This is a genomic window from Ignavibacteria bacterium (assembly GCA_041649015.1).
In the GTDB taxonomy this organism is placed as follows: Bacteria; Bacteroidota; Ignavibacteria; order Tepidaquicellales; family Tepidaquicellaceae; genus CAIKZJ01.
This window is the reverse complement of the sequence record JBAZNU010000002.1, coordinates 454,258-467,493: the sequence shown is the minus strand read 5'-3', so window position 1 is coordinate 467,493 and position 13,236 is coordinate 454,258. Positions and strand designations below refer to the sequence as shown.

15 protein-coding genes and 1 other RNA gene are annotated in these 13,236 nt (G+C 36.3%); 12 read left to right on the top strand and 4 right to left on the bottom strand.

All coding sequences use genetic code 11. From position 1 onward, the window contains the following. The first annotated feature begins 61 nt into the window (after positions 1–61). The 12 genes from WC644_05225 to ssrA all read left to right on the top strand — a co-directional run bounded on the left by WC644_05225 (position 62) and on the right by ssrA (position 10,427). Positions 62–484: a hypothetical protein gene (locus tag WC644_05225; protein ID MFA5011337.1), complete on the top strand. Its 423-nt coding sequence runs from the start codon at positions 62–64 to the stop codon at positions 482–484. 139 nt (positions 485–623) lie between these two features. Further along, entirely contained in the window at positions 624–1,607 is a 984-nt protein-coding gene (gene pstC / locus WC644_05220; protein ID MFA5011336.1) for a phosphate ABC transporter permease subunit PstC, read from the top strand. Next, positions 1,607–2,476, top strand: coding sequence for a phosphate ABC transporter permease PstA (gene pstA / locus WC644_05215; protein MFA5011335.1), 870 nt, complete (start codon positions 1,607–1,609; stop codon positions 2,474–2,476). Before pstC ends, pstA begins: the two co-directional genes overlap by 1 nt. Before the next feature lie 76 nt (positions 2,477–2,552). Beyond that, positions 2,553–3,305, top strand: a complete 753-nt coding sequence (gene pstB / locus WC644_05210) for a phosphate ABC transporter ATP-binding protein PstB (GenBank protein ID MFA5011334.1) — start codon at positions 2,553–2,555, stop codon at positions 3,303–3,305. 59 nt (positions 3,306–3,364) lie between these two features. Further along, complete coding sequence (locus tag WC644_05205; GenBank protein ID MFA5011333.1) at positions 3,365–4,447, top strand: L,D-transpeptidase; 1,083 nt, start codon at positions 3,365–3,367, stop codon at positions 4,445–4,447. A gap of 154 nt (positions 4,448–4,601) precedes the next feature. Further along, positions 4,602–5,510 (top strand): TonB family protein, encoded by a 909-nt coding sequence (locus WC644_05200; protein ID MFA5011332.1) that lies wholly within the window; start codon positions 4,602–4,604, stop codon positions 5,508–5,510. An 11-nt stretch (positions 5,511–5,521) separates the two neighbouring features. Next, complete coding sequence (locus WC644_05195) at positions 5,522–5,776, top strand: hypothetical protein (GenBank protein ID MFA5011331.1); 255 nt, start codon at positions 5,522–5,524, stop codon at positions 5,774–5,776. A 47-nt stretch (positions 5,777–5,823) separates the two neighbouring features. Continuing rightward, positions 5,824–6,795: a substrate-binding domain-containing protein gene (locus tag WC644_05190; GenBank protein ID MFA5011330.1), complete on the top strand. Its 972-nt coding sequence runs from the start codon at positions 5,824–5,826 to the stop codon at positions 6,793–6,795. 26 nt (positions 6,796–6,821) lie between these two features. Beyond that, entirely contained in the window at positions 6,822–8,327 is a 1,506-nt protein-coding gene (locus WC644_05185; protein ID MFA5011329.1) for a tetratricopeptide repeat protein, read from the top strand. Between the two features lie 71 nt (positions 8,328–8,398). After that, entirely contained in the window at positions 8,399–9,769 is a 1,371-nt protein-coding gene (locus tag WC644_05180; GenBank protein ID MFA5011328.1) for a dipeptidase, read from the top strand. A gap of 5 nt (positions 9,770–9,774) precedes the next feature. Beyond that, positions 9,775–10,068, top strand: a complete 294-nt coding sequence (locus WC644_05175) for a hypothetical protein (protein ID MFA5011327.1) — start codon at positions 9,775–9,777, stop codon at positions 10,066–10,068. A gap of 10 nt (positions 10,069–10,078) precedes the next feature. Then, positions 10,079–10,427, top strand: a transfer-messenger RNA (tmRNA) gene (gene ssrA / locus WC644_05170). 43 nt (positions 10,428–10,470) lie between these two features. Here ssrA and yidC read toward each other — a convergent pair. The 4 genes from yidC to rpmH are packed head-to-tail and all read right to left on the bottom strand — an operon-like array spanning position 10,471 to position 13,164. Continuing rightward, on the bottom strand, positions 10,471–12,321 hold the full coding sequence (gene yidC / locus WC644_05165) for a membrane protein insertase YidC (protein MFA5011326.1): 1,851 nt from the start codon (positions 12,319–12,321) through the stop codon (positions 10,471–10,473). 8 nt (positions 12,322–12,329) lie between these two features. After that, the gene (gene yidD / locus WC644_05160; protein ID MFA5011325.1) at positions 12,330–12,581 is read right to left on the bottom strand and encodes a membrane protein insertion efficiency factor YidD; all 252 of its coding nucleotides are present in this window, start codon (positions 12,579–12,581) and stop codon (positions 12,330–12,332) included. Then, a complete protein-coding gene (rnpA, locus tag WC644_05155) occupies positions 12,578–12,994 on the bottom strand; it encodes a ribonuclease P protein component (protein MFA5011324.1) in 417 nt (138 codons plus the stop codon). The genes yidD and rnpA overlap by 4 nt, the downstream gene beginning before the upstream one ends. A 17-nt stretch (positions 12,995–13,011) precedes the next feature. Beyond that, positions 13,012–13,164, bottom strand: a complete 153-nt coding sequence (gene rpmH, locus WC644_05150; protein MFA5011323.1) for a 50S ribosomal protein L34 — start codon at positions 13,162–13,164, stop codon at positions 13,012–13,014. Positions 13,165–13,236 lie beyond the last annotated feature (72 nt).

The window sequence follows — 13,236 nt, the reverse complement described above, 5'->3', positions numbered from 1 at the left end:
GTTGCATACTTTATATAAATAAATTAATTTCACATCATTATAATTAAAATTATTATATTAAATGAAAAATATTATTCCTTTATTGCTGGCAGCTTTTTTTGCTTTAAGTCTCTATTCTTGCTCGTCGGATGAAACAGTAATCTCGAACACATCTGATACTCTCTCTTACAGTTTCTCAAATCTAAACGATTCAGTTATTACTATTACTTATGCTATCGGTGGAGTAACATCTTCGCAGCCCGTTAGTTGGACTGTGAATCTCAATAAATCGATTCTTAAATTAAGACATAATATGACTTATAAAAATAGCGATGCTTCAAGTACCATGACAGTGAATTCATACAGCGATACTACAAGAAGATTTTCGTTTCCTATGAGCACAGTCAATGATTCCTTAAGACCGTCCTTTCCGGGTCCTTCTACAAAGATTGAATTAGTTCCGACTAATTTTAAGGGCAGGGGAACAATCACAGTAGCAAAATAAATCATTTTTATTTCATCCATCATAAAAGGCACTCGCAAAAGTGCCTTTTCTTTTATATCTGCTTACATAAATATTACATTAAAAACTTAACAATTTGTTTACATTGGGTAATTAATAATTTTCATATTTTTGTATTAATATGAATAATGGTATAAATGAAGAATCGACTAACTCGGCAAATAAAGTATTAATTCGAAAAGAGATAAAAGCCGGGAAAAAGATTTCGGATATATTCTTCGAGAATATTACCCTCGTTTTCGCATTCATGATTATTTTACTCGTAGGGTATATAATTTACATAATGTTCATCGATTCAAAAGCCTCCCGTGATGCTTTCGGTTTTGGTTTTATTTTCTCGGAAAACTGGGATTCTGTTAAAGATAATTTTGGCGCTCTTACCTTTATTTACGGAACTCTGGTTTCTTCAGTTATTGCATTAGCTATTTCACTGCCCGTTAGTATTGGCGTTGCAGTCTTTCTTACCGAACTTGCACCTCAGCTCATTAAAAATACAATTAGTTTTCTCGTAGAAATTCTCGCAGCTATTCCGAGTATTATTTATGGTTTCTGGGGTATTTTCGTGCTGGCTCCTTTTATGAGAAATACCGTTCAGCCCTTCCTTCAGGATACACTTGGATTTTTACCTATATTTAAAGGCAATCCAATCGGGTTTGGATTGCTTACTGCAGGTATCGTTCTCGCAATCATGATTACACCAATCATCACTGCTATTTCACGGGATGTCCTAAGAGCAATTCCAATCTCTCAGCGTGAAGCTGCTTACGCTCTTGGCGCTACTAAATGGGAAGCAATCAAAATGGCTCTCCTTAACGCGAAAAACGGAATTCTCGGCGCTACCGTTCTCGGACTCGGTAGAGCAGTCGGCGAAACTATGGCTGTTACAATGGTTATCGGTAATAAAGCTCAGATTAAAGCATCATTATTCGAACCTGCCTATTCTATGGCTTCTGTCATTGCAAATGAGTTTGCTGAAGCATCGGGTAGCCTGCATATCTCTTCTCTTATAGAAGTCGGACTTATACTTTTTGGAGTTACCTTTATAATCAATTCATTCGCAAGACTTCTCATTTACAGTTACACTAGAAAGGCAGAGATAAAATAATGATTGATTATTATGCAAAAGTAAGTAAAACTCATGCATCAAGAAGAAAGATTAAAAGTACAATTATGCTTATGGCTTGCATAATTGCAGCGTTCATAGCAATTCTTCCTTTGTTGTATATATTCTTCTATACAACTATGCAGGGAGCTTCTTCTCTCGATCTTGCTTTCTTTACTGAACTGCCAAAACCTGTCGGAGAAACTGGCGGAGGTATGGCTAATGCAATCGTTGGTACTTTCATACTCGTGGGACTCGGTTCACTTATCGGTATTCCCGTCGGTCTTATGGCAGGAATTTATGTGAATGAGTATTCCAAAAGTATTCTTGCAAATTTAGTAAAGTTTGTAACCGACGTTCTAAGCGGTATTCCCTCAATCATAATAGGTATCTTTGCTTACGGAGTTCTTGTTATTCCAATGCAAAGATTCTCTGCTTTAGCAGGTGGATTTGCTCTTGGTATTTTGATGATACCGACAATAACAAGAACAACGGAAGAAATGTTGAAACTCGTTCCGCATTCACTTCGTGAAGCCGCACTCGCTCTCGGGATTCCAAGATGGAAAACAACTCTCAGAATAGTTCTTCGTACTGCATCAGGCGGAATCATTACTGGAATTCTCCTTGCAATCGCAAGAGCTGCGGGGGAAACAGCACCTTTGCTTTTCACTTCGTTCGGTAACAGCTTCTGGGCATCTAATCTCGATGAACCCATAGCATCAATTCCGGTTCAGATTTTTAATTATGCTATATCACCGTATGAAGAATGGCACAGGAAAGCATGGGCTGGTGCATTTGTTCTTATTTGCATCGTTTTTATTGTTAGTCTTATCGTTAGACTCGCTACTCGAAATAAATATTCGCAAAGTTGATATGGATACAGAAGAAATCGTAAAAGATATATTGACGGAAGACTTCCAAAATGTGGATTCATTTAAGATGGATAAAATAAAGCATTCCGTCGAAACTGAATCTCTGACAGTTGCATTTAACGGTAGGGAAGCTATTTCGGACGTTAGCATAAAAATCAGAGGTAATGCTGTAACTGCTATCATCGGTCCCTCAGGTTGCGGTAAATCTACATTTCTACGCTCTCTTAATTTTATGCATGATCTTACTCCAGGTGCTAAAGTTACCGGTACAATTAAAATTCATAACAAGGATATAAACGAATACGATATTACTGAAGTTAGAAGAAAAGTTGGTATGGTGTTTCAGAAACCAAATCCTTTTCCTACTATGTCAATCTACGATAATGTCGTTGCAGGTTTGATTATGAACAAACGATATAAAAAATCTCGTTTAAATGAAATCGTTGAAAAATCACTCATCCTTGCAGGTTTGTGGGAAGAATCTAAGGACAGGCTTAAAGTATCTGCTTTAGCTCTGTCAGGTGGTCAGCAGCAAAGACTGTGCATTGCAAGAACTCTTGCTGTTGATCCTGAAATAATTCTATTCGATGAACCGACCTCTGCTTTAGACCCGATATCTACTTCAGCCATTGAAGAAACGCTTACAAAGCTTAAGAAAGAATATACAATTGTCATCGTTACCCATAATATGCAGCAGGCAGCGAGAGTAAGTGATTTTACAGCTTACTTCTTTCTCGGCAAACTTATTGAACTCGGGAAAACACGTACAATATTTACATCACCTAAAGAAAAACTGACTGAAGACTACATTACCGGCAGGTTCGGTTAATACATCCCAAAAACATAGAATTTGTGAGATATTTTTAATAAATTATATGTTAAATATACATGCAAAATAATATACAATATACAGTGGGTAAAAACGACAGAAGTCAGTATATAATCTTTATTCCCTTTGTATTTGTTTGTTTTTTACTTGCGTCATACGTATTGCTTGCCGGGCAGAATACTTTTTACACTGCATTTATCAACGACGGTTTCACAGAATACTTCCCGCATGCAACGAAGAGAAACGATGCCGCTAAGAAAATTAATATACTTTCTGAAAACGATGTTTCGGTCGGACTAAAAGATACCGTTTACACAGATAAAGATAGCTGGCTCGAACTTAGAATTGACCAGCAGATGCTTTATCAGCATTTTAGGGACGGACGCGTTTTTAAGTATCCGATTTCTTCTGGTAATAAATATCTTAGCAGAAGCGTGGAATCGCGCCCGGGTTTATTCGCTATTTTCCATAAGACTGAAAAACATGAATCATCACAGTATAACGGTGCAGAAATGTATTTCTTTATGCCGTTCAATCAGGGTATTGGTTTTCATTCTCTCAACGGTACTGGTTATTATGGTAGCCTCGGAGTTAGACCTTCTTCTCACGGTTGCATAAGAATGAGACATGAGGACGTTCGCAAAGTGTTTAAAGATTCTCCGCTTGGAACTCTTGTTCTTGCACATAACGGTAAGACTGCTCGTACTGTTGGCTTTGCACCAAAAGAATTCTCTACTACAGATTCATTGACGAAAGATGAAGAGAAACTCCTCCTCGCTGAAAACCTTCACAATATTCTCGATGGAAAGTACTTTATCTCGGATAGGAGATTTTTCATAGTTAATCCAAAGACTATTCCGGTTTCGGGTGTTTACATAGGTTATGACGCAAAACTTCCTGATAAACAAAAAACTTTGAAGAGTATATATTATTTCAAAAATCAGGATGACAGGTTAATGACTATCGGTTCTGGTGATATTCTTGATAGTGTTAAATCTGCCGAATACCTTGTCGGGATGAATTTTGACGATTATGTTATTAATGATAGAAAGACGGATCAGGACCTTTCATCTGCAGAATTGATAAAGAAATATTTCCATAATCCTATCGGAATTCTGCCTTATTTCCCTCCTGAGAACTAAAGTAAAAGCATTAATTTTATATTAAAATGAATGTTCTTTATACAGTAAAATGATTATATTTGTAAATTAAATAGGGAACATTTTTAAATACTATAAGTTCAAAAATTAGAATATTTTAAAATAATAAAACCTTTAAACAGCGGAGGTTATCAAAATGACAGAAGAAAATAAAACATTAGGGGACTTCAAGGAACCCATAGAACAAAGGATGCAATATGGTGCTCCGGAGTTAAAGAAATTTGCAGCTAAGTATGCTTCGAGAGGATTGATTTTTGCTATTATTATTCATGTTTTCCTGATTAGCTCTTACATCGTTACGATATACATTGAAAAGATTCAGGAAGAAAAACAGCTGCAGATTAAGAGAGATATTGAGTTGAAAGATATTCAAACACAGGAAACCGAAGCTCAGGAAGAAGATGCTCCTCCTCCTCCTGATGTTCAGGTTCAGCAACCTGAAGCTCTTAAGGACCTCGCTGCTTTAACTCCTGAACCTGTAGCAAAAGAAAAGGCTGACATTGAAACAATCAAAAAAGTTGATGAAACTGAAAAGATTAAAGCATTCGTTTCATCTGAAGGTAGTGAAAATGTTGACCCTAACAAAGAAACAGGTAAAATTCAGGTTGATATAAAGAAGACAGAAGAAGTTGAAAAGAAAGAAGAAAAGAAAGAAAAGAACAAAACTTATCAGCAGTTTGAAGTCGATAAACCGCCTGTAGCTGTTAATTTAGGACAGGTTAAAAGCTCGATGAGATATCCTGAAATTGCTCGTTCAAGCGGTATTGAAGGCAAGGTAACCGTTAAAGTTCTTGTCGGACCAGATGGATCAGTAGTTTCTGTTGGCGGTTTCAGCGGCCCGGATGTGTTCAGAGATGAAGTTACATCAAAGGTAATGAACCTCCAGTTCACCCCCGCATTGCAGCAGGGTGCCCCTGTTAGATGCTGGGTTAGCGTTCCGTTCAGCTTCACACTGACGGGTAAGTTCAAGAAAGACTCCGGCGACGAAGATAAGAAAGAAGAGAAAAAGGAAGAGAATAAAGAAGAAAGTAAAGAAGAAAATTAATTCTGCCTGCGATGAATAGTGCGATGTTCATAAACATCTTTACTGCTATCGTTGGTGTAGTTATGGGTATTCTCTTGTTTAGCGGATTATTGTTCGAAAATTTGGATATTTCTAAAAGATTGATTTTTGGAGCAGTATTTATGGGTTACGGAATTTACCGTTACGTTTATGTTCAAAGCAAACGGAATCAGATGAAAAGGGAAAGAGAAATTGAAAGAATTAAGAGAGCTCAGGAAGAGTTAATTAAAAGTCAACATAAAGATTAGCACATAAACAGGCGGCTAAATGTCGCCTGTATTTTATACATCAGATTATGAAACACAATTCCTGTAAATATTTTTTAGTTATACTGGTCTTATTTTCGTTAGGTTTTAGCAGCTGCGATTTCAAAGAGATTAAATCCAAGGCAACGATTGGCGAGCTTTCTATTGAAGTTGATGAAAATATTGAACCCGTTTTACCTTATCTTAAAAGCGAATTCGAACGCCTGAATCCCGAAGCTAAGATTACTTACAGTTCAAAACCTACAAAGGTTGCAATTGCAGACCTTATCAACAAAGATACAAAACTCATAATGGGCGCTTCCGAGTTAAATGACGAAGAACTCAGGATTCTTAAAGAGAATAAAATGGAGTTTCAAAAGCAGGAGATTGCAACCGACGCCGTTGCATTTATCGTCAATCAGAGTAATCCCGTACTCAGAGTTACCTCAGATGACCTAAAAAATATATTTACAGGAAAATATGAACTATGGTCACAGATAAAAGCACCTGATGATGAACAAAATAAAGAGGTCTTGGCAAATTTGAAGGGTAATGATAACAAAATAAAGGTTTTTATTCAAAGACCAAATTCAGCTATTTATTCCTACATTAAAGATACTCTCCTTGCAGGAATGGAATACATTAAGACTGCGGTTATATGTTCAACCAGTGTTCAGATGCTTGATATGATTAGAAGCACTAAGAATAGTATTGGTATCTCAAACCTTGCTTGGCTATCGATGGGTAATCAGGATTCTCTGGATACTTCTGTTAAAACACTCAGGGTATCGAGAATATACCCGAGCGGAAGACAGGATGACTATGCACAACTTCACCAGGGACTTGTATTCACTAAAAAATATCCATACACTCGAAAGATTTGGGCTTATACTACAGTTCTTGATATACAGCTTTCGACTGGTTGGATTACGTTCCTAAGGAACAAAGACGGACAAAAAGTGTTTCTAGAGAGAGGACTGGTTCCGGTTTCACAACCGGTTAAGGTTATACAATTAGATTAATAGATTAAATTTAAAGTATAAAAGACATGATTAAGATTAAAGTTTCAATTCTATCGATTTGCTTATTAGTGCTGTTTGCATTGACTGCACAGGCACAGAATGATTTACAAAAAGGCAGAGATGCGATTAACAGAGGTGATTACCTTAAAGCTGTTGATATTCTCAGCAAAGTAGTTGTCAATGATAAAGATTACGATGCTTATTATCTTTATGGTCTCGCTCTCTACAGAACAGGTTCTTTGGTTAAAGCCGAAGAGAATCTTAAAAAAGCATTGAGTGAGGATGATGAGGGTATAGGTGCTATGATAACTCTTGGAAATCTGTATAGTTCCCAGAAGAAATATTCAGAAGCTAATAACTTATTCAAGAGGGGATTGAAAATCGAACCGGATAATATCGACCTTATGATTGCACAGTCTGATAATTTTTCCGCACAGGAAAAAATCGATGACGCAATAAAGGTATTGACTCTTGCTACTACAATCAGCAAAGAGAATCCTAAAGTTTACGTAGGTCTTGGCGATGCTTACAGAATAAGAGGTTCTTTCAAGCTTGCCGCTGATTATTACAAGAAGGCTATTGCATTGAAAAAAATTCCTGAGGCTTATACAGGTCTCGGTGAGTCATTTGCAAGACAAAGAAAGTACAATGAAGCTATTGTCGAATTTAATAATGCTATTAGCGTTGACCCCAATTATGCACCAGCTTATTTTGGAAAAGGTAGAATCCTTTATTTTGGTGGTCAGTTCGGCGATGCTCTCGAAGCCTTTAAGAAGTACAGTGAATTAATGCCAGGTTCTCAGGAAGGAAACTCATACTACGCAAAAGTTCTATATGCTCAGGGTGTTTATTATTCAGACAGAAATCAGAACGAACCGGCAAACGAAAAATTCAATGAAGCCCTAAAGATTCTTGATGGGGTTTTGAAGACTGACCCGAAATCCTCAACCGGTAATCTTTACACTGCTTATATCTACGCTGAAAAAGCTGAGATAGATGATGTAAATAAAACGGACTTTCTGAATAAAGCTGTTGAATACTTCTCTAAAGTGGAAATTAAATACTATGACGAAGAAGACCTGCAGGTTCTTGCTAAGGTAAATTCGAACCTTCAGAAATTCGATGAAGCAGAGAAATACTTCAAGATGGCTCTTCAAAAGGACAGCTTAGATTATGATACTTATTATGAATGGGGTAAATCGCTATACAAAGAGGAAAAGTATGAGGCAGCTATTGAAAAGTTTCAGAAAAGTATTGATCTGGGAAATCCAAACCCATTCTCAACACTTTATAAGGGATTCTGCTATTACTCTATGAAACAATATCTTGATGCAGTACCTTTTTTCCAGAAAGTTATTGAATCAGACCCTAAATTTGTCCTTGCACTTGAGTTTCTTGCACGGTCATACAGGTTTGGAAACAAAGATATGGAATCAATCGAAACCTACGAGAAAATCCTTCAACTTGAACCTGAGAATAAAGAAGCGATTGAAATGATTAAAGCTCTTAAAGCTAAACTTGGAAAACAATAACATTTATTTTTATTAAACTTTTAATTATACTATGCGGTTAGTATCTTTATTAACCGCATAATTTTTGGTATATGGAGAAAATAATAAAATACATTGAATCGAATAAAGATAGGTATCTTGAAGAATTAAAAGATTTCTTAAGCATTCCTTCAATTAGCAATGAGGAAGAACATAAAGATGACGTCAAGAAAGCATGTTCCTGGCTCGAAAATCATCTGAAGGGTATCGGACTTGATAATGTGACAGTATATCAGACTGATGGGCATCCCATTGTTTATGCAGATTGTTTAAATGCAGGAAAAAACAAGCCTACTGTTCTTGTTTATGGTCATTATGATGTTCAACCCGTTGACCCGATTGATCTTTGGACAAATCATCCTTTCAAACCGACTGTAAAAGGAAGTAAGATATATGCAAGAGGCTCAGCAGACGATAAAGGACAAATCTTAATACATATAAAGAGTATTGAAGCTCATCTTAAGAATAATGGTAAGCTGCCTATAAACCTGAAAGTTATTTTTGAAGGTGAAGAAGAAATCGGGAGCACAAATCTATATAAGTTTCTCGCAAAGCAAAAGGAACTTCTCAAAGCTGACTATGTAGTTATTTCTGATACTTCAATGTATAAGGACAATATGCCGTCAATTTGTTACGGTCTCAGAGGACTATGTTTTATGCAGATTGATATAACAGGCCCAAACAGAGACCTTCATTCAGGTACGTTCGGAGGCGGTGTTCACAATCCTATAAATGCACTTGCTGAGACAATAACTAAACTAAAAGATGATAAGAATAGAATATTAATAGATGGATTTTATGACGATGTAGTCGCTCTTTCGCAAAAAGAAAGAGATGAGTTTAACAGACTTCCTTTTGATGAGAAAAAATACAAAATGGACCTGGAGGTTGAAGAACTGTGTGGAGAAGACGGGTACACCACAATTGAAAGAGTTTCTGCAAGACCTACGCTGGATTGTAACGGTATCTGGGGCGGTTATCAGGGGCATGGTGCAAAAACAGTGCTGCCTTCGGTTGCAGGTGCAAAAGTTTCAATGAGGCTTGTCCCTAATCAAGATCCGGAAAAAGTAGCTAAACTTTTTGAAAAGTATGTAATGAAGATTGTACCAAAATCTGTAAAGGTGAAGGTTACTTATCTTCATGGAGGTAAACCTTCTGTCACTGCTATAGATACTCCTGCAATAAAGGCTGCTGTAAAAGCTCTGAAAGATGCCTTTGGAGTTGACCCGGTTTTCTTTAAAGAAGGAGGTTCAATTCCCATCGTTAATTCTTTTAATGAAGTACTCGGAGCGGATGCTATTCTTCTTGGATTTGGTCTACCGGATGATAATATACATTCACCAAATGAGAAATTTGACCTTAACAATTTTTATAAAGGAATAAGCACTGTTGCTTATTATTACGATGAACTTTCTAAAATATAATTGATATGGCAAAAGTTGTAAAATCGAAAAAATCAAAACAAGCTGATACATTTCACTTGTCACTCACAAACAGGAATTATGCAATAATCGGAACCGGAATACTTCTGATTATTCTTGGCTATATTTTCATGTCAGAGAATTCAGTTGACGGTTTTCTGCCGACTGTAATTGCTCCGATCCTTCTGGTGTTAGGATACATTGTGATAGTTCCTTTCGGTATTTTATTCAAGGATAAATCTTCCAAAATAGAAGACGTGAAAACATCCGGCGGTGGAACAAGTAATATAAAAACGAAGTAATAGAATTATAGGGAATGCAACGGCTTCGACGGAATGCACAGATGGTTGAAACAGCAATCAGTGTTCCCGGCAGACACTTTAAACGGCTGGAAAAAAATAAACGCAGAAAATAACTACGCTTTAGCCGCTTAATTGCAGCTAAACATCATCATCTCCCGCTTCCTGTCCGGGAATGAATGATGCCGACTGATGGGATGGACATGAATAATGCCTGATAGTTTGTGTCGAGATTAATCGGGATAGGGATGAGTGGTTTGTTTGTTTAGACATGATTCCTGAAAACTAAAAACAAACTAAGTTTGTAGATGTTTCAATGGTCTGCTTTTCGGACCCGGGTTCGACTCCCGGCATTTCCACAAAAACTAAAAAGGGGATTTACATCCCCTTTTTTTATTGAATTTATTATCTCTTCCTTCGTTTGTTCATTTCCTTTTGCTGCTGCTGCATTCTTTCCATGAATCTTGCCATCATACCTGGTTTTACAGGCTTCTTTATTTCTTCTTCTTTTGGAGGACGTATTTTAGTCGTGTAATACTGTTGACCGATTGAAAGCAGGTTAAACATGAAATAATACAGGTTTAATCCTGATGGGAAACTAAAGAATAAAAGGGTCATCATTATTGGCATAATATAAACCAGACTTTTCTGTTTAGGATCAGTAACTGTCATTTTCTGTTGTATGAACATCGTTATGCCCATGAGGGTTGCAAGTCCCGATACTTGATCTATACCAAACAAGGGTATCTTGAAAGGTAAGTGGAATAGAACATCCGGAGCCGAAAGGTCTGTAATCCACCAAATAAATGAAGCTTGTCTTAATTCAATCGTAGATTGAAACACTCCGAATAATGCGTAAAGAATAGGCAACTGGAGAAGCATAGGCAGACAACCACCCATCGGATTTATTCCTTCTTCCTTATAGAGTTTCATTATCATAGAGTTCATCTTCTGAGGGTCATCTTTATACTTTTCACGTATTTCAGTCATCTTTGGATTTAGAGTTGACATTTTTCTCATTGATGACATCTGCTTCTTTGTAAGCGGATTAAGAACAATTTTAAGAACTATAGCAAAAACTATTATGACAACACCCCAATTAGGAATGAATAAATGCAGGAAGTTAAAGAAGGGGATAATTGCATACTGCGCAATCGGCCTGACAAGCCAATCAAGAGAGAAACGCATGGTTTTCTCAAGTTCCATATTATATGACTTAAGAATCTTATAATCGACAGGTGATAGAAGAATCTTGAAAGCTGATTTTTCATAAGAATCGTTCTTGATATCCATTTTTACAGCGATAGAAAATAGATTCTTTTGTCCTTCATCCGGCAGATGCATCTTGTTAGCCGTAAGATAAGCACCGTCACCTTTTCTCGAAATCGGAATTATGAAAACCCCGAAATACTTATTCCTTGTTGCAACATAGTCGGTATTGCCGTTTGCATCAAATTTTTCTTCTTTGTTAAAGTCTGATGGCATCATTTCTTCAAGCTCGCCGCCCATGTACGAGTAAGCACCTGAAAATCTTGCCTCTTCGTCGCTTCTGTATTCAGTTAGATTAAGTGATGATCCCCAAACTATTTGATATTTATTATCTGCAATAAATTTTGAGGGATTGCTGAATTCATAATCTACTGTGAATTCGTAAGAGTCTGGAATAAATGTATAGGTCTTTACTATTTTTTGCGATGAATCGTTATTGAGAATCAGACTGTATTTTAACGTAAAATCTTTAGATTCCGTAAGGTTAACATTTTGATGAGGATAATCTGACTGAATAAACAATAGATCCCTTGTGTTGATAGTTACACCCTCTTTAGAAGTGAACATCAGGTTGAGTTCTCTTTCTTTTTTCCAGTCTACAAGCTGAACTTCTTTGCCGTCCCATGTGGTAAAATTTTTCAGATAAGCTTTAAGAAGCGCCCCTCCGAAGTTTGAGAATTCAAACCGATATTTATCATTCTCAACCGTAAATATTTTTTCTGATGCTGATAAAGAATCCTTTGAATATTGTATAGAGCTTCGTGTGAATGTGTTTCCAAAATTAGTGGAATACTCATTAACAACCGTAGTATCCTTCTTTATGATTTTGACAGAATCGGTGCTTACCTTTGATTTGCCCGAATCCTGAACAGTCGTAACATTTTGATTTGGCGGAGTTTGAGGCTTTTGGTTTTTCGAAGTCCACATCATCCATGCGATAAGTATGATACCAATTACAACAAAACCGATTATAGATTTTTTATCCATTAATTATTTTACTTATTATATTTATCTAATTTAAAAATATTGCTGCCTTTCTCAGGGACATTATCTATTCCTCCTTCAAACAAAGGGTTGCATTTTACAATTCGCTTTATTCCCAGAAAGTTACCTTTAAAAAATCCGTGCAGCTTTAAAGCCTCAATGTAATAATTTGAACAGGTTGGATAAAATCTGCAGGACGGCGGAAACAAGGGAGAAATAATGTACTGATAAAGCTTTATTATTCCTATCATAATGTATTTCATGATCGAGCGTATGTTATGTTGATAGTCTCAAACAAACTTCTCATGTTTTCCGTGAAAAGAATGAAACCGGATTTGTAAAGCAGATTAATCGAATTGCTGCCTGAATCACTTAAAGTAAATATAATCCTTATATTTTGTTTCATCAATAATCTGTGTTTTTCATTTCTGTATGCTTCTTTTAAAAGCCTTTTGATCCTATTCCTTACGAATGCTTTCCTGACTTTCCTTTTTGAAACAGTAAAGCCCACTTTAAGAGATTGTGGGCTTGTTAAATCATTATCAAACTGTAAATAGCATTTCAAATATCCGTTTACTAAAACTTTTGAACTCGCGAAGACTTTCTTAAACGATTCGTAACCTCTTATAATTTCATTTTTTCCTAAACTACGATCAATTTCTTTGTCGTAAGACATTCAATAAATCTAAAATACTATCTGGTGTACTCGTCGCTGACAGTAAGTTTCTTTCTGCCTTTAGCTCTTCTGCTGGCGAGTACTTTTCTCCCGTTTTTAGTCGCCATTCTCTCACGAAAACCGTGTTTATTCTTTCTCTTTGTGTTGCTTGGTTGATAAGTTCTCTTCATTATATTTAAATGTATTTATTAAAAATTCAAAAGTTGTAAAATAGACTTATTTTTTAGTATATTCAAGGTAAT

What these genes read in the sequence shown, in the direction of transcription:
- WC644_05225 (MFA5011337.1), top strand. Translation starts at nt 62, where the DNA reads ATGAAAAATATTATTCCTTTATTGCTGGCAGCTTTTTTTGCTTTAAGT.
- pstC (MFA5011336.1), top strand. Translation starts at nt 624, where the DNA reads ATGAATAATGGTATAAATGAAGAATCGACTAACTCGGCAAATAAAGTA.
- pstA (MFA5011335.1), top strand. Translation starts at nt 1,607, where the DNA reads ATGATTGATTATTATGCAAAAGTAAGTAAAACTCATGCATCAAGAAGA.
- WC644_05205 (MFA5011333.1), top strand. Translation starts at nt 3,365, where the DNA reads ATGCAAAATAATATACAATATACAGTGGGTAAAAACGACAGAAGTCAG.
- WC644_05200 (MFA5011332.1), top strand. Translation starts at nt 4,602, where the DNA reads ATGACAGAAGAAAATAAAACATTAGGGGACTTCAAGGAACCCATAGAA.
- WC644_05195 (MFA5011331.1), top strand. Translation starts at nt 5,522, where the DNA reads ATGAATAGTGCGATGTTCATAAACATCTTTACTGCTATCGTTGGTGTA.
- WC644_05190 (MFA5011330.1), top strand. Translation starts at nt 5,824, where the DNA reads ATGAAACACAATTCCTGTAAATATTTTTTAGTTATACTGGTCTTATTT.
- WC644_05185 (MFA5011329.1), top strand. Translation starts at nt 6,822, where the DNA reads ATGATTAAGATTAAAGTTTCAATTCTATCGATTTGCTTATTAGTGCTG.
- WC644_05180 (MFA5011328.1), top strand. Translation starts at nt 8,399, where the DNA reads ATGGAGAAAATAATAAAATACATTGAATCGAATAAAGATAGGTATCTT.
- WC644_05175 (MFA5011327.1), top strand. Translation starts at nt 9,775, where the DNA reads ATGGCAAAAGTTGTAAAATCGAAAAAATCAAAACAAGCTGATACATTT.
- yidC (MFA5011326.1), bottom strand. Translation starts at nt 12,321, where the DNA reads ATGGATAAAAAATCTATAATCGGTTTTGTTGTAATTGGTATCATACTT.
- yidD (MFA5011325.1), bottom strand. Translation starts at nt 12,581, where the DNA reads ATGAAATACATTATGATAGGAATAATAAAGCTTTATCAGTACATTATT.
- rnpA (MFA5011324.1), bottom strand. Translation starts at nt 12,994, where the DNA reads ATGTCTTACGACAAAGAAATTGATCGTAGTTTAGGAAAAAATGAAATT.
- rpmH (MFA5011323.1), bottom strand. Translation starts at nt 13,164, where the DNA reads ATGAAGAGAACTTATCAACCAAGCAACACAAAGAGAAAGAATAAACAC.